Annotated in this window: 16 protein-coding genes and 1 tRNA gene; 13 read left to right on the top strand and 4 right to left on the bottom strand. The window is 51.7% G+C overall.

Going from position 1 to position 21035, the window contains the following annotated elements; translation table 11 throughout:
• Positions 1 to 35 precede the first annotated feature (35 nt).
• The 4 genes from ABV300_RS05740 to ABV300_RS05725 all read left to right on the top strand — a co-directional run bounded on the left by ABV300_RS05740 (position 36) and on the right by ABV300_RS05725 (position 7413).
• Positions 36 to 1073: a deoxyguanosinetriphosphate triphosphohydrolase gene (locus ABV300_RS05740; protein WP_353713943.1), complete on the top strand. Its 1038-nt coding sequence runs from the start codon at positions 36 to 38 to the stop codon at positions 1071 to 1073.
• Positions 1074 to 1148: 75 nt separating this feature from the next.
• Entirely contained in the window at positions 1149 to 2909 is a 1761-nt protein-coding gene (gene dnaG, locus ABV300_RS05735; RefSeq protein ID WP_353713942.1) for a DNA primase, read from the top strand.
• Between the two features lie 3 nt (positions 2910 to 2912).
• A complete protein-coding gene (gene rpoD, locus ABV300_RS05730; RefSeq protein WP_353713941.1) occupies positions 2913 to 4451 on the top strand; it encodes an RNA polymerase sigma factor RpoD in 1539 nt (512 codons plus the stop codon).
• A gap of 367 nt (positions 4452 to 4818) precedes the next feature.
• A complete protein-coding gene (locus ABV300_RS05725) occupies positions 4819 to 7413 on the top strand; it encodes an SMC family ATPase (RefSeq protein WP_353713940.1) in 2595 nt (864 codons plus the stop codon).
• Here the strand turns inward: ABV300_RS05725 and ABV300_RS05720 are convergent.
• Positions 7410 to 7958, bottom strand: coding sequence for an HD domain-containing protein (locus ABV300_RS05720; RefSeq protein ID WP_353713939.1), 549 nt, complete (start codon positions 7956 to 7958; stop codon positions 7410 to 7412). The genes ABV300_RS05725 and ABV300_RS05720 overlap by 4 nt on opposite strands.
• Positions 7959 to 8037: 79 nt before the next feature.
• Between ABV300_RS05720 and ABV300_RS05715 the strand changes: the two genes are divergently transcribed.
• Positions 8038 to 8877 carry a lysophospholipase gene (locus ABV300_RS05715; protein WP_353713938.1) on the top strand — a complete coding sequence of 280 codons (840 nt, stop codon included), beginning with the start codon at positions 8038 to 8040 and terminating at the stop codon, positions 8875 to 8877.
• Here the strand turns inward: ABV300_RS05715 and uvrA are convergent.
• The 3 genes from uvrA to glgB all read right to left on the bottom strand — a co-directional run bounded on the left by uvrA (position 8874) and on the right by glgB (position 15229).
• A complete protein-coding gene (uvrA, locus tag ABV300_RS05710; protein WP_353713937.1) occupies positions 8874 to 11702 on the bottom strand; it encodes an excinuclease ABC subunit UvrA in 2829 nt (942 codons plus the stop codon). The two genes, ABV300_RS05715 and uvrA, sit on opposite strands and share 4 nt — an antisense overlap.
• A gap of 644 nt (positions 11703 to 12346) precedes the next feature.
• Positions 12347 to 13339: an ROK family protein gene (locus ABV300_RS05705; RefSeq protein ID WP_353713936.1), complete on the bottom strand. Its 993-nt coding sequence runs from the start codon at positions 13337 to 13339 to the stop codon at positions 12347 to 12349.
• A gap of 18 nt (positions 13340 to 13357) precedes the next feature.
• On the bottom strand, positions 13358 to 15229 hold the full coding sequence (gene glgB, locus ABV300_RS05700) for a 1,4-alpha-glucan branching protein GlgB (RefSeq protein ID WP_353713935.1): 1872 nt from the start codon (positions 15227 to 15229) through the stop codon (positions 13358 to 13360).
• Between the two features lie 158 nt (positions 15230 to 15387).
• Between glgB and ABV300_RS05695 the strand changes: the two genes are divergently transcribed.
• The 8 genes from ABV300_RS05695 (at position 15388) to ABV300_RS05660 (ending at position 20922) form a co-directional block, all read left to right on the top strand.
• Positions 15388 to 15882, top strand: a complete 495-nt coding sequence (locus ABV300_RS05695) for a hydrogenase maturation protease (RefSeq protein ID WP_353713934.1) — start codon at positions 15388 to 15390, stop codon at positions 15880 to 15882.
• Positions 15883 to 15989: 107 nt separating this feature from the next.
• Positions 15990 to 16062: transfer RNA gene (locus ABV300_RS05690), tRNA-Lys, on the top strand.
• 94 nt (positions 16063 to 16156) lie between these two features.
• Positions 16157 to 16948 carry a MarR family transcriptional regulator gene (locus ABV300_RS05685; RefSeq protein WP_353713933.1) on the top strand — a complete coding sequence of 264 codons (792 nt, stop codon included), beginning with the start codon at positions 16157 to 16159 and terminating at the stop codon, positions 16946 to 16948.
• A 96-nt stretch (positions 16949 to 17044) separates the two neighbouring features.
• A complete protein-coding gene (locus ABV300_RS05680; protein ID WP_353713932.1) occupies positions 17045 to 18421 on the top strand; it encodes a cobyrinate a,c-diamide synthase in 1377 nt (458 codons plus the stop codon).
• Positions 18422 to 18571: 150 nt separating this feature from the next.
• Positions 18572 to 19603, top strand: coding sequence for a 23S rRNA (adenine(2503)-C(2))-methyltransferase RlmN (gene rlmN, locus ABV300_RS05675; RefSeq protein WP_353713931.1), 1032 nt, complete (start codon positions 18572 to 18574; stop codon positions 19601 to 19603).
• Between the two features lie 65 nt (positions 19604 to 19668).
• Positions 19669 to 19905, top strand: a complete 237-nt coding sequence (locus ABV300_RS05670; protein ID WP_353713930.1) for a hypothetical protein — start codon at positions 19669 to 19671, stop codon at positions 19903 to 19905.
• 50 nt (positions 19906 to 19955) lie between these two features.
• Positions 19956 to 20351: a hypothetical protein gene (locus ABV300_RS05665; protein ID WP_353713929.1), complete on the top strand. Its 396-nt coding sequence runs from the start codon at positions 19956 to 19958 to the stop codon at positions 20349 to 20351.
• Positions 20329 to 20922 carry a phosphatase PAP2 family protein gene (locus ABV300_RS05660; RefSeq protein ID WP_353713928.1) on the top strand — a complete coding sequence of 198 codons (594 nt, stop codon included), beginning with the start codon at positions 20329 to 20331 and terminating at the stop codon, positions 20920 to 20922. Before ABV300_RS05665 ends, ABV300_RS05660 begins: the two co-directional genes overlap by 23 nt.
• Positions 20923 to 21035 lie beyond the last annotated feature (113 nt).

Below are 21035 nucleotides of genomic sequence, written 5' to 3'. Positions count from 1 at the left end.
TCCAGTCGAGGGCACAACTCTGCTGGAGGGCTTGATTGAACGGAGGAATCGCTGACATTCGCCTCCAGACAGAGGACCGTGAACGTCAATGGCTCTCGCCATTTGCCACTCGCTCCGCTGAAAGCCGCGGCCGTGATATTCCTGAAGAACCCTGCCAAATCCGGACGGATTTTCAGAGGGATCGTGATCGAATCATCCATTCCAAGGCCTTTCGCAGGCTAAAACACAAGACCCAAGTATTCATTACACCCACCGGTGATCATTTCGTGACCCGGCTTACCCACACCCTGGAGGTATCACAACTGGCGAGGACCATCGCCCGGTCGTTACGGCTCAATGAAGATCTTACCGAAGCCATCAGCCTGGGACATGATCTCGGCCACACCCCGTTCGGTCACATTGGTGAAGAAGTCCTTGCGGACCTGTACCGCGGCGGGTTCCGGCATAACGAACAGAGCTTACATGTCGTGGAGAAATTGGAAAATGGTGGCCGAGGTTTAAATCTGACCTTTGAAGTCCGCGACGGTATCCTGAACCACTCCAAGGCCCGTTCCGGCATTCAAGCCGCCGCTGCCGGGAACCCGGCTACCCTGGAAGGAGAGGTCTGCCGCCTGGCTGACGCTCTGGCTTATATTAACCATGACATTGGGGATGCCATTCGCGCCGGGCTCATCCGAGAGTCGGACCTGCCCCGGACGGCGGTTAATGTCCTCGGCGACCGGCATTCAAAGCGTGTCGACACAATGGTCAAAGATGTTATTGTTTCATCCTGGGGAGTCTCGGGAATGGCCCCTTCACGACCGGCGATAATAGGGCTCAGTCAAACTGTCCTTGATGCCTGTAATGAACTGAGGGATTTTCTCTTTGAACGCGTTTATACCATCCGTGACCAGGCCGCCGATGATGCCCGGAACATCGTTCGTAACCTGTACCATTTCCTGCTTCAATACCCCTGCCGCATGCCTGAAGAATACATTAATCAGGAAGATCCGGAACGCGGCGTTGTTGACTATATCGCCGGCATGACTGACTATTACGCAACCCGCATGGCCATGTCTTTCGGGCTGACTTAGCTCGGTGGGATGTTGTACCAAGAATAGGAATATCAGAACGCCAGGGCGACTGTTCGAGTTAATGATATGGACGCTGTGAACGAAATTAAAAATCGGGCTGACATCGTTGAGTTGATCAGCAAATATACGGTTCTCACCCGTTCCGGTAAAACCATGAAGGGACTATGCCCTTTTCATTCGGAGAAACACGGCAGCTTCTTTGTCTACCCGGAATCCGGTACCTGGCACTGCTTCGGCGCCTGCGCCTCAGGCGGCGATGTTTTTTCCTTCATTATGAAAAAGGAGGGGTTGAATTTCTCTGAAGCCCTGGAACGGTTGTCTGAAACGTACGGCGTCGTCCTGCCTAATCGTTCAGAGGCTTCAACGCATAATGAACATCGTAACGAGCTCGCAGCTGCCAACACCGCCGCGGCTCTTTATTTTCATGACCTTTTGCTCAACTCGCCTTTGGCCGCCAAAGCCCGGGCTTATCTTGCAAAAAGAGGTGTCAATGCCGGCTCGATAGAAGATTTCCAGATCGGTTATGCTTTGCCGGATTGGCAGGCTTTGAAAGATCACCTGAACAGTGCCGGCTACGCCGATGACACCCTGGTTGAGGCGGGGCTTCTGGGGCAGGCCGATTCCGGGCGCTTGTATGACAGATTCCGCCATCAGATCATTTTCCCGATATCTGATGCCAGGGGCAAAATTGCCGGTTTCGGTGCCCGTGTTCTCGACGACTCTCAGCCGAAATATCTTAATTCACCGGAGACACCCCTTTTCAGTAAAAGCGGGGCTCTCTACGGCATCAACCTGGCGGCCCAGACGATACGAGTCAACGACGCCGCAATAATCGTCGAAGGCTATTTTGACGTCATTATCAGTCATCAATTCGGATTTAAAAACACCATCGGATCAATGGGTACCGCCGTCAACGAACAACAGGTTGCTATCATCAAGAAATTATCGCCGAACTTGATCATCGCCTTCGACGCCGATGCTGCCGGAGAAGCGGCTACAGCCCGTTGTGTTTCGTTTGAAAACTTGCTGGGACGTGAAATTAAGGTAGTTCTGGCTCCTCCCGGAAAAGATCCTGATGACGCCATTAGAGCTAACCCCTCAGCCTGGGAGATATCGCTGGGCAATGCCCGGCCTATTGTCGATTTTGTATTCGATATGGCAGCTTCGAAGTTCGATCTTAGAACCGCCCGCGGTAAAGCCGGATTGACTGAGCGCCTCCTGCCGGTGGTGGCTGAAATCAAAGACCCGGTGCGAAGAGGCCACTACCTGGCTATCTTAGCTGGTAAAGTTGGGACTTCCCCATCGGAACTTCAGTATTCTTTGTCCCGACAAGCCTTGTTGCGCTCGGTCGGCAAATCCGCCATCCAGCCGCCCAATGAGTCACCCTCCGCACTTCACGGCAACGCCTGTGAGGATTATTTACTTGCCATTCTTCTTAAACATCCATCCATTATAGAGAACCAGAGAATACCGGATCCTGAGATTTTCCAAAGTCTGGAGAACAAGGAAATCATTCAATTGCTTCTCAAATATCCCGGTGTTGAGTCCATCAGGGATAAACTTGATTCATTCACTAGGACTCGTTTCGACCTTATCGCTGGTATTCGTTTGGATGAAAAAAATGTTGCTCTGAAATTTCAGGAATGCTGCCGCCGACTTGAAAAGGAATATCTCAGGACTCTGTTGATCAAAATCCAGGAAGCCATGAAAGGAAGCAATTCTGAGGGCAGCGCCGATGGCTCGCCTGAGTTGACCGAGTACATTTCCGCGATCGCAGGCAAACTGGCGGAACTCGACGCTCAGGACGCCATACGGCGCCGTGCCCCGAAGAGGTAGAGAATGGAAAAGGAAGTTATTAAACTGCCCGTGAATGATGACGAACAGGAGCCTTCCTCTTCGGACATCCAGAGTCAAGAGGAAGACAAAGAAGGTGAGTTAGAACCGCTTCCCCCCGCTGACCTGACCTCTGAAGAAATGGCGGCTGAATTAACCGGGGAAGAACTGACCGCCGAGGCCGAAGCTGATTCAGAGGCTCTTCCCGAAGGGGCGGAGCATATGCTGCCGGATCTAGAAATGCCGCTTGAGCAACTGGAACACGGCATCGTTGACGATCCGGTACGCATGTATCTCCATGAGATAGGCCGGGTCCCATTACTTAATGCTGAAACCGAAAAAATGCTGGCTAAAAAGATGGAGGAGGGGAAGCGCATCCGGGAGATCCGCGATGCCTGCCGTCTTCGAGACGGTCACAATCCTACTGCGGTTGAGACAATGGTCTGTATGTTGCAGGAACTTGTCAAAGCCGCGGAGACCGTGGCTTTGCTGCAGCAGCAGCTCGGTCTTTCGGTTTCCACCAATTTCAAAGAGGCTGTCTTTGAACCCAGGTTGCGCGCCAGCATCGATCAGGAAATTGATCAGGAATTAACTAAGAGCATCGCTGAAGCCCAGGGTGCTCCTGTGTCCCAAATCGAACAGGCGTTGATAGACCTGTCCCTCAACTCCGAACTATTGCCTAAGAAGGTGCTGGACGGCATACCGGCTGATACACAACTCTCGGATATCGACTCTCTGGTTAAAGACCCGGTTTTCCTCTCTCGTCTGGAACACTATGAACACCAGATCAAAAATTACCTTGATACCATTGAGATTGAAGCCAAAAAAGCTGAACGTCACCTGATCCAGGCAAATCTTCGTCTGGTCGTATCAGTCGCCAAAAAACATATCGGCCGCGGCATGCCGCTGCTTGATCTCATCCAGGAGGGAAATATTGGACTGATCCGCGCGGTCGAAAAATTCGATTTCCACCGCGGCTTCAAATTCTCGACTTACGCCACCTGGTGGATTCGCCAGGCTATTACCCGAGCCATCGCTGACCAGGCGCGAACCATCCGCATACCGGTGCACATGGTGGAAACGATAAATAAATTGCTTTCAGTTTCCCGTTCGCTGTCGCAAAAACTCGGGCGCGAACCGACTCCTGACGAAATTGCTGTGGAAATGGAACTTCCGGCCGATAAAGTCCGGGAAATCGCCAAAGTTTCTCAGCTGCCGGTGTCCCTGGAATCGCCCATTGGCGAGGAAGAGGACTCCCATCTCGGTGATTTTATCGAAGATCAGAATGCCCTGCCGCCGCCTGATGCCGCCTCTCGCCAGCTTCTTAAAGAGCAGATCGACAGTGTTCTGGGTAGTTTGACGCCCCGCGAAAGGCGTGTTCTCCAACTGCGTTTCGGTCTGGAAGACGGCCGCAGCCGGACTCTTGAAGAGGTAGGCAAAGAGTTCAACGTTACCCGGGAACGCATCCGCCAGATTGAAGCCAAAGCTCTGCGTAAATTGCGTCACCCCAGTCGAAGCCGCAAACTTAAAGATTACCTTGAATAACCATTTTTGAAAATATTTTTCAGGCTACCGGCGAAATACGACAAAAGGCGCTTGACAGATAAAAGAACACCGGTGCTATAATGACTCCCATGAATTCTGCATGCACGTCATTTTCCGGTGTTCGACGCGGCGACTCGACTGATGTTGAATATCGCCTGCCCGCGAATTTCGTTTACACCGGTTCGGACTCGTATCTGAGAACGGGCCGCGATCTCGATTTGGAGTTGGATCCGTTCTTCTGTTATCGAAAAACGCCTGTAAGGCAGTCCAAACAAATCACCAAAGAGTATCGTTTCAATCGTTTTTACTTAAATCTTTTTAATCTCGACAAGGCGACAACAAAACTTCTTTCTCAGGTCTGCCGCAGATGATACCAGTCCGCCTCCAGATGAAAAATTTCCTGCCCTACCGCGGCAGCTTGCCGCCTTTTTCTTTCGAGGGCATAAAACTCGCATGCATCACCGGAGATAACGGTGCCGGTAAAACTTCCATCATCGATGCCATGACGTGGGCACTCTGGGGCAAATCCCGCTTGCGCAGCCGCTCAACTACCGATGATGATCTGATCACTCAGGGCGAATCAGAAACCGAAATTATCTTCGACTTCCGCGCCGGAGACGGCCAGGTTTATCGGGTCATTCGCCGCCGGGTTAAACCCAGGAAGACCGGTGGCGTCGGGCAGAGCAGCCTGGCGCTTTTCCTTGTCTCCCGAGAAGAGCTTAAATCAATATCCGGGAATACCATAAGTGAAACCGAAGATAAGATAACGAAAATAATCCACCTCGACTACGATACTTTTGTAAGTTCCGCCTATCTGAAACAGGGAGAGGCGGACCATTTCACCGGGCTGACCGCCTCACAACGTAAAGAAGTGCTGGTCAGCATCCTCGGTCTGGACTCCTATGATGAGTTGGCTGATAGAGCCAGAGATAAGGCCAATCAGGCGGCTTCGGCAAAAAATCTCCTCGCTCAAAGTATAGAATTGGACCAATGCCAGCTTGAAAGACGACCAGCCCTTGAGTCATCTTTAGCCTCTGCCCAGCGGGAACTTGCCGATACCGAAGAGGTCTTAACCAGAAAACGTGCCGCCATGGAAAGTATGAGGCAAACACGCCAGCTCATCGAATCATACGAACAGGCGCTCACACGAGCCGAAACAGCTGCGAAGGAAAACTTGGACGATTTGAGCCTTCGTAAAACTGATGTTGCGGAAACGGAAAAACGCATCGCTATTCACCGGGCTATTCTTGCTAATAAGGCTGAAGTGGAGGTCAACTACTCCAGATATATCATCGCCCGGCAGGCGAATGATGAATACGGCGTTAAGCTGGCCGAAGTACGCCGTCTCGAGGGTGAGCGGCAGGTAGTTGAGAAGAAGGTGATCGAAGCCCGTCACTTTTTAGAAAACAAACGCGCATCTTGGCAGGCGAAATATGAAGAGCTTTTGGAAAAGTCCAGGAAACTTAATGAATTGCGGTTGAACGCCGAATCGCTCAAGCTGGAGTCAGATAAGCTGACTGCCAGGGAGCGTTTGCTCGAGAGTGAAAAACTACGGCTTCAGGCTTTCAAAGTAGAACTTTCCGCTATTGGCGCCGCGGAGCAGGGGCAAATTCAGCGCCTTGCTGAAATAACCGAAAAATTGGGGCTGCTTACCTCAACCGGTGACGTCGCCCTCTGCCCGGTGTGCGACGCCGAATTAGGCGATGGCCGGTTTAAAATGGTTAAGGCCAAATATAGTGCCGAACGAGCCGCGGCTGAACTCCGCCTGGCCGAATTGGCTGCCGAAAGAGCAGATAAAGCCTGGGAGATTGGTTCCATTGAGCGCCACTTGGCTCTCGACAATACGATCAAGAACGAACGGGCACGTTTGAATACCCTGGAGGTCCGGCTACAACATGAGATCGCTGAAGCAGAAGCTGCCGCCGGGCGTTTGCCCGAAGGCGAAAGGAAAATAGCCGAGATCACCCGGCTGATCGAAGAACATGAATACGCCCAAGAAGAGCGTCATACGCTGAAGACGCTTGATGAGACTATCGGCTGTCTGGATTACGATCCAGCAGAACACAGGAAATTGATTGAACAAGTTAAATCGCTGGAAAGTTGGGAGATGCGCCGGCAGGAACTCGCGCAGGCCGAGAAGCTCTTTGCCAGTGAGGAATTGAACTTGAGGAAAAACCAAGCATCCGTACGAGAGTTGGAAGAGAGGCTTCGGAAGCGTCTGACGGAGGTTGATGAACTTCGGCAGGCGCTGACAAAATTGCCCCGCCTCGAAGCCGGAGACCTAGCCGCCGCCGAGACCAAGTTGAAAATGCTGGCCACCACCACAAGCCAGGCTGCCGAGCATGTAGGCAGTTTAAAACAGGGGCTTTCCCAACTTTACGACCTGGAGCAGAAACTGGCCGGGCAGATGATAGAGATGACAAGGCACGCAGCTGATGAAAGTACCTACAAGGCATTGCACCAAGCATTCGGTAAAAACGGCATCCAGGCGCTGTTGATCGAGAACGCAGTGCCCGAGATGGAGGCGGAGGCCAACCGGCTGTTGGCCAAGATGACCGACAACCGTATGGGCCTGAAGCTAGAGCTGCAGCGGGCTACGAGAAAAGGAGAACTGGCAGAGACTTTCGACATTAAGATCAGCGACGAACTGGGCACGCGCGATTACGATCTCTTCTCCGGCGGTGAGGCCTTCCGCATAAACTTTGCCCTTAGATTGGCGTTATCCCGTGTGCTGGCCCATCGAGCCGGCGCTCCGTTACGCACCCTTATTATCGACGAAGGTTTCGGCACCCAGGACGCCACCGGCATTGAAAAGCTCAAGGAGGCTATTGCCTCCATCCAAGACCAGTTCGACTGTATCCTGGTGATCACCCACATCGAGGAGTTCAAGGACGCTTTTCCTGCACGTATCGAGGTCATTAAGATTTCCGACGGTAGCAGTATCCGGGTTAGTTACAACTAGAGACCTAGCTGGTCGGATATGCCCTGCATCGCCTTTAGCGATAATCCGATGAATTCTTCTAGTGGCAGGCCGATGTCTGCGCATCTTGCGATCTGTTCGCGGTTAGCGCCGGCGGCAAAACTCTTCTCTTTAAAGCGTTTCAAGATGGACCTAGATTCAACTATTGCCAATTTCTTCTCAGCCCGGATGAGAGCGCCGGCGGTGATTAGCCCGGTCACCGGGTCGGCACAATAGAGGGCTTTATCCAGGAGGCTCTGGCAAGATTCACCTTCTGTACTGTGGCACTCGATGGCATGGCAAACGGCTTCAGAGACACCCATCCTGCGCGCCATTTCCGCCGACATCTGGCCATGAACAGCTAAATCGCCTTTGCATACTTCCAAGTCCACGTCGTGTAAAAGTCCTGCTAAACCCCAATCTTCTACATCCTCTCCTAACCGTTCAGCCAACGCCCGCATAACTGCCTCCGTAGCCAGCATATGCTTGATGAGATTGGGGTTGCATACCCTACCTTGTACCTCGGAAAGGGCTTGCTCACGATTCATAGTTTGTTCCTCGGCGCATATCTTAATAACCAACGTTTAACGTTGTCAAAAGGTGAGTCAATTGCTATATTTACGCCCAATGCGTTATCTTGAAGGGGATTTTAACATCAGCAAGGGGCAAGCGCTGTATTATCAGGCTTGGTTGCCAGATAGCAGGTTTAAAGCTGTTGTCGTGCTGGTACACGGACTGGCTGATCACTCAGGCAGGTACAACAACGTGATTGATTACCTGGTTCCCAAGGGCTACTCCGTCTGGAGTTATGACCAGCGCGGGCATGGGAAATCTCCAGGCAAGCGCTGTTATATCGATCGGTTCGCCGATTTAACCGGCGATCTCAGCCGTTTTGTTGATTTTGTAAGGCAAGAAAACCCCAGCCTGCCGCTGTTCATCATCGGCCATAGCTTAGGGGCGCTGGAGGCGGCTTTTTACAGCACGTGCCACCCAACATGGGTCACCGGTGCTGTGCTGTCCGGCCTAGTGCTCAAAGCTGGTGAAAGCATCACAAAGCGAACCTTAAAATTAGTAAAAACACTTTCTGTCATCATTCCTCGTCTCGGTGTGAGACAACTTGAGTGCGCAGGGATTAGCCGGGACGAGAATGTTGTTAAAAATTACATTGGAGATCCACTGGTTTTTACTGGCAAGATACCGGCCCGTACGGGTGCTGAAATGCTTGACGCCATGTCGAACGTTCAAGCATTGTCTGCGAAGATCAAGTTGCCGGTCCTTCTCATGCACGGCGCTTCCGATCGTTTGGCGGAGCCTTCCGGCAGCCAACTTTTCTATAATTCCATCGCATCTACCGACAAAGAACTTCACTTCTTCCCCGGCTGCTACCACGAAATTTTCAACGAGCCTTGCCACGATTTCGTGCTGGGAACGATGATCCGCTGGCTGGACAAGCATACATTGGTCTAGGATGGCAATACTTTTTTTAAGTAAACCCCGGTAGCTGAGCATGGTACTTGCGCCACCTGCTCAGGCGTACCCACTGCAACAATCTGCCCGCCGCGGTGCCCAGCTCCAGGTCCAAGGTCAATAACCCAATCAGCATTCTTGATTATATCCAACTGGTGTTCGATAACTACCACGGAGTTGCCAGATGCCACCAACCGTTGCATCACCTTGAGCAACGCCGCCACATCATCAAATGACAGCCCGGTAGTCGGCTCGTCAAGGATGTAAAGGGTGTGCCCAGTGGCACGCCGCGCTAACTCAGAGGCAAGCTTAATACGCTGGGCTTCACCGCCGGACAGTGTCGGCGCCGGCTGACCAAGTCTGATGTAACCCAAACCGACGTCGTGCAAGCTTTTGAGCTTGAACTTGATAGACGGGAAATGCTCAAAGAAATCAAGGGCGTGATCAACAGTCATATCGAGAACTTCGGCTATATTCATATCTTTGAACTTGATGTCCAGCACCTCGCGGGAGTAGCGTTTTCCCCGGCATACCTCGCATGGCACGGTTACGTCTGGAAGGAACTGCATTTCGATCTCTATGTAGCCCTCTCCCCGGCATGTCTCGCAACGACCGCCTTTGATGTTAAAGGAGAAACGCCCGGGGTTGTAACCACGCACTCGCGCCTCTGGTACAGTGGTAAAAAGATCACGGATCGGTGTAAAGGCGCCGGTGTAGGTGGCAGGATTCGACCGCGGAGTACGACCGATCGGTGACTGGTCTATGGCTATAACCTTGTCGATGTACTCCAGGCCATCGACGCCGTCATGGTCGCCGGGTTTCTCACGGGCGCCGGAAAAAACCTGGGCTAGCTTTTTAAAAAGTATCTCGTTCACCAGGGTGCTCTTACCTGAGCCGGAGACGCCGGCGATGCACACCAGACTTCCTAACGGGATGTGGACGTCGATATCTTTCAAGTTGTTTTGCCTGGCGCCCCGGATAACTAACTCCTTACCCAGAACCGATCGCCGCTTGTCCGGTAAGGGGATTGATTTACGGCCGGAGAGGTAGGCGCCAGTGATTGAGTGGCGGCAGTCCAGCACCTCGCTCAAGGGCCCGGAGACGATGACATGACCTCCGTGCTCGCCGGCTCCTGGGCCAAGGTCAACAATCCAGTCTGCGGCTCGCATCATCGCTTCATCATGTTCGACGACCAGTATTGAGTTGCCCAGATTGCGAAGCCTCTTCAAAGTATCGATGAGACGGGAGTCATCGGCAGGGTGCAAACCTACCGTAGGTTCGTCGCAGATGTAGAGTACGCCCATCAGGCCGGAACCAATCTGCGTTGCCAGTCGGATACGCTGCGCTTCGCCGCCGGACAGGGTCGCTGAAGCCCGGTCAATCGACAGGTAATCCAACCCCACATCCGCGAGGAAACCCAGGCGTGATTTCAATTCTTTCAAGATCTGCCTGGCGATGATCTGTTCGCGCTCCGAGAGTGGTGTGTTGGGGTCGGCGAGAACATCAACCCAATCGAGGGAGTCGACCACCGACAGAGCGGAGATTTCGGCAATGTTTTTACCTTCCATTAGCACCGAAAGTGCTTCGGGTTTCAACCTTTTTCCGCCGCAGGAAGGACAAGGGGTCGATACCATATACCGTTCAATACCGGCACGAACCTGCTCAGATTCCGAATCCCTGTATAACCTCTCAAGTCGGGGAATGACGCCCTCGAATCCGGAGGAATACTCGCGCGTTTTTCCGAAGCGGTTTTTGTATTTAATTTTGCTGCCGTCCTCACCAAAGAGAACAATGTCTACCTGCCCAGGCGTGAGGCGCTCCACCGGCACGTTTAAACTGAAGCCGTGTTTACGGGCTACGTCTTCAAGTTGCGAAAAGTACCACGTTTGCCACTGGTAGGGATGAATAGCCCCCTCAGCCAGAGACAGTTTTTTGTTGGGGATAACCATGTCAGGGTCGAACTCCATCTTGATGCCCAAGCCGGTGCAGTCGGGGCAGGCGCCATGGGGTGAGTTGAATGAGAAACTCCTAGGTTCGATTTCACCCAATGAAATACCGCAGTCAGCGCAAGAGAACTTCTCAGAGAAGAGATACTCCATTCCGTCGACGATTGATATAACGACGACACCATCACCCAGTTTCAAGGCTGTTTCAATTGAGTCAGCCAAGCGCGCCTGGGTGTCAGATTGCCCGATAACTAACCGGTCGATGACAACCTCAATCTTGTGCTTCTTCTTCTTGTCGAGTTCGATATCTTCAGATAGATCGCGTGTCGTGCCATCAATTCGGACACGGGCGTAGCCTGATTTCCTGAGTTCTTTGAAGATGGCCTGGTGTTCGCCTTTGCGGTCCTTGACCAATGGCGCCAGGACGAAAATCTTCGACTCTTCCGGGAGGGCTTTCACAGTGTCCACAATCTGTTCCACTGCCTGCATGGAGATCTCCCGACCACAGTTCGGGCAGTGGGGGTGTCCGACCCGAGCAAACAACAGTCGCAGATAGTCATAGATCTCGGTCGTCGTACCGACCGTGGAACGAGGATTCCTCGATGCGCCTTTCTGGTCTATAGAAATGGCGGGCGACAGTCCATCAATGTAATCGACATCCGGCTTTTCCATTCGTCCCAGAAACTGACGGGCGTAAGCCGACAAGGATTCCATATAGCGGCGCTGGCCCTCCGCATAGATGGTGTCAAAAGCAAGGGATGACTTGCCGGAACCAGAAGCCCCGGTGATGACTACCAATTTATCCCGAGGGATAGTGACATCTATGTTCTTCAGGTTATGCTCCCTGGCGCCTTTGACAATGATCTTATCTAACGGCATATAGTTACGACTCCTTGAAAATCAACCTTGCATTATATCTTTTTTATGTCAATTGTGGCAATCACCGAGGTAACTGCCAGTTTTCAGTTATAGGTCTCAGGCGATTGGGTTTTGTTATTCATCTTTGTATTTTCACTAAAAATATATTTTAGGTGAAACGAAGCCGTTGTTATACGTTTGCTGATGTCGCCTGGCAAAGCTACGCTTCGTTTATCGATATTTTTGGAATCAAACATCGTAAAATCCTTCTTGCTACTCCCGCACCAGTCCGAACCATTGACAGTGCCTTATCGCTCCGCGATAGGCACGCTTATTCGGCTGCCCCTACTGTACCGCAGCGCCCAAGTTCTGTTGTACGGGTTTACGTATCAACGACATGTTCCCTGGTCTTAATAAGATGGTCGATATTTTGGAAATATACGAGATAGACTTTATTAATCACCGTTGGTATATTATAGCACTTATGTTCCCTTGATGTGTCAAGTGGATGCTGACGTTTTTGGTAGGTACGCAGAATAATATTTTGCCGAGTATGGATTTGGGGTGGATTAAAATGGTCCGAATTATGTTGGCGATTCACTGGTTTAGTTGCCAGGTGGTGTTATCTCTGGGTTTGTTACATTTGATGAAGAAACCCAGACAACCTACATAAGATTTTTCCATGCAAGTGCCGCGGCACCGATAACACCAGCATCGGCGCCGAGCTCGGCTGTCATGAAACGGACGGCTTTGAACGATTGCTTGAAGGCGCGGCGGGCGGCTTCCTCTATGGCAGGTTTCAGTAACAAGTCACCCATGTTCGACAACCCGCCACCGATGATAACCCGCTCCGGGTTGAAGATGTTGACTATATTGGCCAGTCCGACACCCACGTAGTAGGCGTGGTGCTTAATCAGTTCAAGAGCGAGGATATCTCCGCCAATAGCGGCGGTGTGGATGGTTTTGGCATTGAGGCAATCGATCTGCGCCCGCCCAGGTTCTCCACCAGGTTCGGGACGACAGTATGATAAAATCGATGTTGGTTCACCTGATGCGATGCGACGGCGGGCTTCCCGCTCGAGAGCTTTACCGGAGGCGAGGATCTCCCAGCAACCCCGGTTCCCACAGCCACATTCCGGTCCATCATCGTCGACGACCATATGGCCAATCTCACCACCGAAGCCGCTGAAGCCTTCGTAAATATTCCCGTCGAGAACCAGACCGCCTCCAATTCCGGTGGAAAGGGTGATAAATATGAAGTGCCGGCAGCCGCGTCCGGCGCCGTATTTAAGCTCGCCGATCGCGGCGGCATGGGCATCGTTGATAGTGAAGACCGGTTTGCCGAAGGTTGAGGCTAGCTCCAGGGTGATAGAAACGTCATTCCACCCGGGTAAATTAGGAGAAGTATGGACAATGCCATTGGCCGATTCAACCAAACCGGCAACTGCGAGACCGACAGCTTTGATGTCATTGGGATTGTGCCTGATAGCCCGTCTTGCCGACTCGTTGATTGTTGCTATCACGCCCGGGGGACCGGAAGCGACGGGTGTGGCAGTCAGGTCACGGCAGATTACCTTTCCTTGCCTGTCAACTGCGGCCGAAAGGATTTTGGTACCACCAAGATCTATGCCGAGAACCACAGAATTCAGATCCATCATTTATATTCGAAGTAAACCTCACGACCGGCGCTTTAGAAATATAACTGCCAAAGGCGGCAGGGTAAGATCAAGCGAGTGCGGACGGCCATGCCGCGGTTCTGATTGAGAACCTACGCAGCTTAAATTGCCTTGGCCGCTGCCGCCGTAAATCTCGGCATCGCTATTAAGCAGTTCTAGATACAACCCTGCTTCCGGTACGCCGACGCGATAATGATGATGGACCGCTGGCGTGAAATTACAGACAACCACGACCGGGGCACAGCCGGGGGCTTTGCGCATAAATGCCAACACGCAATTGCTTGAATCATCGGGGTTGATCCACTCAAAGCCGTCTTCATGGCAATCCAACTGATGCAGGCTTGGTTCGCTTCGATACAGATGATTCAAGTCAGCAGTCCACTTCTGGATACCGCGGTGCGGTTCAAAATCAAGGAGGCGCCACTCAAGTTCAGCATCGTGGTTCCATTCGCCGCGCTGGCCGAACTCACCGCCCATGAACAGCAGTTTTTTGGCGTTCAAGGAGTATTGATATCCAAGCATCAGCCTCAAACCGGCGTATTTTTGCCAGTCATCGCCAGGCATCTTTGACAGCAGCGACGCTTTACCGTGCACTACCTCATCGTGTGACAGCGGCAGAATGAATGATTCTGAACCGGAATACATACCCCGGAACGTCAATTGATGGTGCTGGAAAGAACGAAAAGGCGGATCTAGCGCCATATAACGCAGAGTGTCGTTCATCCATCCCATATCCCATTTATAACCGAACCCCAAACCTCCCTGTTGAACCGGGCGGGAGACTAACGGCCACGAGGTGGATTCTTCCGCGATGGTTTGTACGTCTTCAAAATCCCGGGAAATCAGGGTATTCATTTGCCGTAAAAACTCAACCGCCTCAAGATTTTCCCGGCCGCCGAGCCGATTGGCCAGCCATTCTCCCTGCTTGCGCCCGTAATCCAGATACAGCATCGAGGCGACGCCGTCTACCCGCAACCCGTCAATATGGTATTTTTCCAGCCAAAAAAGGGCGCTGGCGCAAAGGAAATCCCTGACTTCTTTACGGCCGTAGTTGAAAAGCAGGCTGTGCCATTCGGGATGTACACGCTGCCTGGGGTCTCGGTGCTCATAGAGATGGGTGCCGTCGAAAAATGTCAGGCCGTGGGCGTCGTCTGGGAAATGAGACGGCACCCAGTCCATGATGACGCCGATGCCTCGCTGATGCAGGTAATCCACCAGGTACATGAAATCCTGCGGCGTTCCGTAACGCGCGGTCGGCGCGAAAAACCCGGTCACTTGATAGCCCCAGGAACCGTAAAAAGGATGCTCCATGACCGGCATCAGTTCAACGTGGGTAAATTTCATATCAAGGACGTAATCCGCTAATTGGAGGGCGATTTCTCGATACCCGAGACAGCGGCCGTTATTCCTGCGCCATGAACCGAGATGGACTTCATAGATGGCGACAGGCGTATCTGTTGAAAGCATTTTCCCCCGCTCTGCCATCCATTTCCGGTCATGCCAGCGATAAAGGTTATCCCAGACCACGGATGCCGTTCCTGGCGGCGTTTCGGTATGAAAAGCAAAAGGATCAGATTTATCCGCGATGTAATCCCCATCCCGCCGGCATATCCGGTATTTGTAAAGGTGCCCCTTGTTTACTCCCGGTATGAAACCTCTCCAGATTCCTGATTGCCGGTCAATGCTGAGGGGATGTGATGAATGATTCCAGCCGTTGAAATCACCGATCACCGAGACGGCATCGGCATTCGGCGCCCAAACCTGGAACGATGCGCCCGGGACTCCGTCTGCGGAGATAGTTAAATGGGCACCGAAATTTTCATAAAGCCGGGTGGCGCTGGTTCCAAAACCGGATTCTGTTTCATGCGGCATAATCCAGACGATATTTCCTTTTTCGTAAAGCAGCCATGTTGGGAATGGGAAGAAGGCGAAATTAGCCTTGGAGTACCTATATCATTAGCCGATGGTTAAGTCAAGGTATACCGGTAAATCTGTATATTCAACCTCAATTATGGTAATTTACAGCTATCATGAGCGATGTAGCACTTCCGACTACCGATACTGCGGCGCGGCCTCGGATCCTGATCCTTGGCGTCGGTAATATCCTCCTTTCCGACGAGGGCGCAGGGGTAGAAGTTATAAATATATTAAATCAATGCAAGCTGCCTGAACATATTGAATTGGTTGACGGAGCGACCAGGGCAATGGAGCTTGCTGATATCATACGCGGCCGCGACAAAGTGATTATTGCGGATGCAATTGCCGCCGGTTCTGAACCAGGGGCGGTATTCCGGTTCGGCATCGATCAACTGGCGGAATTGCGGCAGATGAGTGTTTCAGTACATGACATCGGCGTGCACGAAGCCGTATTTCAATTGCGGCTTTTAGGCGAATTGCCTCTGGATATTGTCTTCTACGGCATCCAACCGGATAGCTTAGCATTGGGCGAAGGACTTACCCCGAAAGTTAAAGCCGCGGTTGAAATGGTTAAAGAGTTCATCCTCCGGGATCTCGCAATCTCATAAACCGTCTCTGGCACTACTCACCGGACTAAAGAACTCCTATCTGTTTGTTATTGAACATAAGACCGGTTGCATAAGCCTGCGGCCTTTTGCTAAACTCATCTATGCTTGGGCCGTTAGCTCAGTTGGTAGAGCACCTGACTTTTAATCAGGGTGTCACAGGTTCGATCCCTGTACGGCCTATGTCCGCCTCGTTTCACCCGCAGATTTCACTTCGAGAATGCAAGGCATAGGACCGTAGTCAACATTATTTAATCTTTGGTCCATGGCAACCATTATGAAAAGCATTTTGCATAACAAAAACGCCTCAACCCGTTTCCAGATCATCGTGGAGATTGCATCGAAAGGGCCGGCAATCGAACAAAAAGACATTGCCGCCGCTTTGGGAATCACCCCCCAAGCTATTTCGGAGTATCTTAAACATTTAGTCTCCGAAGGTCTGGTCCAGGTTGAAGGCCGCTCCCGCTACAGGGTCACGTCTTCCGGCGTCAATTGGATGCTAAGCGAACTGCGTGATCTCAATAATTATGTAAACTTTGCCGAAAAGGCAGTCACCGATATTACCGTCAACGCCGCGTTGGCCGAAAATGACATAGATGCCGGTCAAGAGGTTGGTTTGAGGATGAAAGACGGTCTGCTCACGGCGGGAAACGCCCGCGGCGCCGCAGCTCGCGGGGTTGCTTTTCAGAATGGTAAAGCCGGAGAAGACGTCGGCGTCACTTCAGTAAAAGGCATCATCGAACTTAAACCAGGTGTCGTATCCGTAGCTATTGTGCCTTCGATAAGCGGCGGCGGTTCTGCTAGAACAAACCTTGATGCTTTAAAGGAGTTTTGCCGCGGCCATAAACATATCGGAGCTGTCGGCATCGAGGCTTATGCCGCTCTCAGGCGTGCCGATATAGAACCGAGATATTTTTATGCCGTCCAGGAAGTAGCCATTCAGGCTGTACGCTACGGTCTGGAAGTGTTCATTGTTTGTATTTCCGACGAACTGCCGGGCTTTATAATGCGCCTGAGAGATTCCGGGTTGGAACCTCAGGTAGTTGACCTTCGCGAAATAAAATCTTAAGACCTTTGGCTCTGATGGCATCGTATGTCGCACAGTTATATAATGAATCGTCAATCATATGCCCAATAATTTGATGATTTCCCTGGTCAGGATAAATTGAACATCCCTCGTTTCGTTATTGCCGGGACTTCAAGCGGCGTCGGCAAAACCACTATCTCCACCGGATTGACTTATGCGTTACATCGGCGAGGCCTGAATGTACAGCCGTTCAAATGCGGTCCGGACTACATAGATCCGGGATATCTAACCGGGGCAGCGGGACTTCCCTGCCATAATCTGGATTCGTGGATGTTGCCTGAGGCTAACCTTAAAGAACTGTTCGCGTATTTTAACCGTGAAACCGACATTGCCGTTGTTGAAGGAGTTATGGGGCTGTATGACGGCCACCGTAAGTCCGGCGGAGGGGGCTCTACTGCCAAGATCGCGAATCTCATCGAAGCCCCGGTTCTTTTAATCCTTAACATCGCCAAAATGAGTGAAAGCGCCGCAGCCATGGCTCTAGGCTACGCGACATACGATCCAGGTGTTCATGTCTCAGGTGTTATCCTCAACCAGGTCGGCAGTCCGAGCCATCTCAGGTCCGCTAAAAGCGCGATCGAAGAACGTACCGGCTTACCCGTAGTAGGCTATTTACCTAAGGCGCCCAATCTTGTTTTACCAGAAAGACATCTTGGCCTGGTGCCAGTAGCTGAAAGAGACCCCGAATCCAATTTTCTCGGCGAGCTTGGAGACTTGATCGAAGAACACATCGACCTTGACTTGTTAATCGGGTTGGCGCGTCAAGCTCCGGATTTCGCGTTAATGTCGGAACCGTCGCTTTTCCCCGATACGCCTCAACTGCAACGATGCCGAATCGCCGTCGCCAGAGATGCCGCCTTCAATTTCTATTATGAAGCCAATATAGAATTACTTAAGGCGTGGGGCGCCGATATTACTGAATTCAGTCCAATTGCGGATGCCGGCTTGCCAATGGGTACCGACGGCGTTTATATCGGCGGGGGCTTTCCTGAAGTGTTTCTGTCAGAATTGGAAAATAACCTCTCAATGAAACATTCCATACGTGACGCTGTGGCTGCCGGTATGCCGGTCTATGCCGAATGCGGTGGTTTGATGTATCTTTCCGGCGGTATAGCGGATTTCAAAGGCAACCGATACGATATGGTTGGCTTGCTGCCCGGATGCTGCGAGATGCAGTCCAAACTCCAGCGCCTGGGATACACCATAGCCAGCGTGGTGAAAAACTCGCCGCTCGCGGAAAAAGGCCAGGAAGTCAGGGGCCATCTATTCCACTGGTCAAAACTGGACGCGCCGGACGCTAAATCAGCCGCCTATCGGATAATCGAACCCGAGACGCAAGCCGAAGGCTTTTGCCTGGGCCCGAACAACAATTTATTGGCCAGCTATTTACATCTTCATTTCGGCAGCGATTCCAGACTGGCGAAACGATTCATTCAATCATGCGTACCCGGCTAACAGACCGCTTCGGCGGGCAATTGACTATTCATAGTTATTGCCCTTCTGTCTTATCTCGCCTTTCCGAATAGTGCTGAACGATTCTTCAAAACGGCACCTTATACAGTTGGTACCTTTGTAGCCTTCAGGGAGTTTTGAGATAATTCAAACGTGATTGAAATAACCGCTAAATCCCTTCTCGGTCTAAATAGATTTGAACTCGGCTCAATGGCTGAGACTTTTGGAGAGCCAACCTTTCGCGGCAACCAGATAGCGGACTGGATCTACCGTAAAGGAATAATCAGCATTGGAGCCATGAGGAACCTGCCTTCGTCCATATTACGGCGCCTTGAAGAAGAATACTGCGTCGGACGACCGGATTTACTCAAAGAACAGAAAGCAACAGACGGCACGTTCAAACTTCTGCTGCAGCTTCAAGACAAGTGTTCAGTTGAAGCCGTCGGCCTGCCCTATTCAGGCCGATTCAGCGCTTGCGTGTCTACCCAGGTAGGCTGCCCGGTCGGGTGTGTCTTTTGCGCTACCGGATTATCCGGTTTCAAACGGAATCTTACCGCCGGGGAAATCGTCGGTCAGGTCTTGGAATTGAAAGCTCGTGCTGAAAAACCGGTTGACCATGTTGTGTTTATGGGCATGGGCGAACCCTTGCTAAATTATGATGCGACAGTCAAATCACTACACCTTCTGGCTCAAGAGTTGGGTATCAGCGGCCGCAATCTGACTGTTTCGACATCGGGCTACGTCCCAGGTATTATGCGCCTGGCTGACGAAAATCTGCAGGTTACGCTGGCGGTATCCCTCCATTCGACCGATGACGCTATGCGGCAGCAGCTCGTCCCCGGTCTAGCCCGATGGTCGGTAGCCGAAATAGTTCAGGCCTGCACAACCTATGTGTCGCAGACCGGGCGCAGGGTCACTTTCGAGTATTGTCTGATCGACGGCTTCAACGACAGTATTCCTCATGCCAGAAAACTGGGCGTATTGCTGAAAGCCCTGAACTGCCATGTCAACCTGATCCCATTGAATCCGATACCCGATTCACCATATAAGCCATCATCCACCTCCAGGTCGTCAGATTTCCAGAATGAACTTATCCGCTGCGGCGTCAAGGTTACCCGCCGGCAGCGTAAAGGCACCGGAATCGACGCCGCCTGCGGCCAGCTACGGCAGAAATCTGTTGCATAATAATCCTTACCAAATGTTTCATCCGGTGCTATAATCTCCCCCGAATGAATCCGTGAGGTCAGCGTATGTTCTCGTATGTTGTGGTGCAGCAGGCCTGGACCCGTTCCTCCGGGAGGTGTGAATGCGCCCGCGGCAGCCACCAGCATCCGGGAAGATGCAACCGCTTGCTTATTTGGGAGCGGCGGACCGGCGAGAGCAAGCCAGGAGCCTGGGTCGCAGAAAGTAAAAGCGGCCAATTTCGCCCGGACGCCTCGGATTGCGAAATCGTCTGCTGGCAGTGCTATACCGCAGGCCGGGTATGATCCGGATCAGTTTTATCATTTCTTAATCTCGCTCAATCTGTTGTTTATAGATGTCGTTAACCTTCGAATATTTCTTACTGGTTTTCATCGCAGGGCTTGGTTTTTTACAGTTCGCCGCAATGAAGGGCGGACTACGGGGCATATGGCTTAGCCTTGATCTCTCCAAAAATCGCTTTTATGCCGCGGTGCTCTCTTTTCCGGCTATGCTGGCCTTTTTCACCTGGAACTACCGCAATCCGGTCGGAATCATAGAGGGGGCTCAGCAAGCAGGGTTGTTTTCACTGGCTGCGGCGTTATCCGTCCTTTTCACGATAGCACTCAGCTCCCTGATTAACCGCAATAAATTAAAACCTTCCAGAAAGATTGATGCAGGTCTCGAAGCCCTCAGGTCGCATACTTACTATCAAATTATAAAGGCTAAACTTGGAAACGCTGATCAGGATTGATCAATCACTGACTCTTTTTCTAAACCATGTGGCGGGCCGTTTAGGTTTCATCGACGAAGTAATCAAGGGCTTGGCCAACGACTACTTCATCATGGTAGGCGGTGCGTTAGGATTGTTTTTCCTTTGGTTCGGTTCAAGGCAAAGGGAAGGCCGCCGAACAGGCCAGGAAATAGTTTTACAGGCCGCAGCCGCTATCGGTTTGACTACTCTTACGGTCTATCTGGTCAATATATTCTTTTATCGGACCAGGCCATTTGATGAAATCGCGGTTAACGCTTTACTCTATCAACCTACAGATTCTTCATTTCCGGCCAACTCCGCGTCCGTTCTTTTCGGCTTAGCTTTTACAATCTGGTTAGGCAACCGAAAATACGGCCGAATATTTTTAACAGGAGCTGCCGCCCACTCAGTCGCCAGGGTAATCGCAGGAATGCATTATCCCGGCGATATCGCCGGCGGTATGATGGTTGGTTTAGCCATCGCATTTTTTACCAGGTTGGTTTTTAAAATGTTGAAGCCGTTCATTAAACATATACTCAGTCTCGGTAAGATATTCTACCTGGCGGATTGAACAGACATCGGCCAGAAGCCTTACGACATGAGGTCACGGCATTCCGGAAACGAGCACTTTAATCCCGTTACTTGCACCGCCTAATATCCCGTGTTATCATCAATTCGAACGAT

This window comes from Dehalogenimonas sp. 4OHTPN, assembly GCF_040448695.1.
In the GTDB taxonomy this organism is placed as follows: domain Bacteria; phylum Chloroflexota; class Dehalococcoidia; order Dehalococcoidales; family Dehalococcoidaceae; genus Dehalogenimonas.
This window is presented reverse-complemented; position numbering and strand designations above follow the sequence as displayed.

What these genes read in the sequence shown, in the direction of transcription:
- ABV300_RS05685 (WP_353713933.1), top strand. Translation starts at nt 16,157, where the DNA reads ATGAAAAGCATTTTGCATAACAAAAACGCCTCAACCCGTTTCCAGATC.
- ABV300_RS05720 (WP_353713939.1), bottom strand. Translation starts at nt 7,958, where the DNA reads ATGAATCGTGAGCAAGCCCTTTCCGAGGTACAAGGTAGGGTATGCAAC.
- ABV300_RS05695 (WP_353713934.1), top strand. Translation starts at nt 15,388, where the DNA reads ATGAGCGATGTAGCACTTCCGACTACCGATACTGCGGCGCGGCCTCGG.
- glgB (WP_353713935.1), bottom strand. Translation starts at nt 15,229, where the DNA reads ATGCCGCATGAAACAGAATCCGGTTTTGGAACCAGCGCCACCCGGCTT.
- ABV300_RS05705 (WP_353713936.1), bottom strand. Translation starts at nt 13,339, where the DNA reads ATGATGGATCTGAATTCTGTGGTTCTCGGCATAGATCTTGGTGGTACC.
- uvrA (WP_353713937.1), bottom strand. Translation starts at nt 11,702, where the DNA reads ATGCCGTTAGATAAGATCATTGTCAAAGGCGCCAGGGAGCATAACCTG.
- ABV300_RS05715 (WP_353713938.1), top strand. Translation starts at nt 8,038, where the DNA reads ATGCGTTATCTTGAAGGGGATTTTAACATCAGCAAGGGGCAAGCGCTG.
- ABV300_RS05665 (WP_353713929.1), top strand. Translation starts at nt 19,956, where the DNA reads ATGTCGTTAACCTTCGAATATTTCTTACTGGTTTTCATCGCAGGGCTT.
- ABV300_RS05670 (WP_353713930.1), top strand. Translation starts at nt 19,669, where the DNA reads ATGTTCTCGTATGTTGTGGTGCAGCAGGCCTGGACCCGTTCCTCCGGG.
- rpoD (WP_353713941.1), top strand. Translation starts at nt 2,913, where the DNA reads ATGGAAAAGGAAGTTATTAAACTGCCCGTGAATGATGACGAACAGGAG.
- ABV300_RS05725 (WP_353713940.1), top strand. Translation starts at nt 4,819, where the DNA reads ATGATACCAGTCCGCCTCCAGATGAAAAATTTCCTGCCCTACCGCGGC.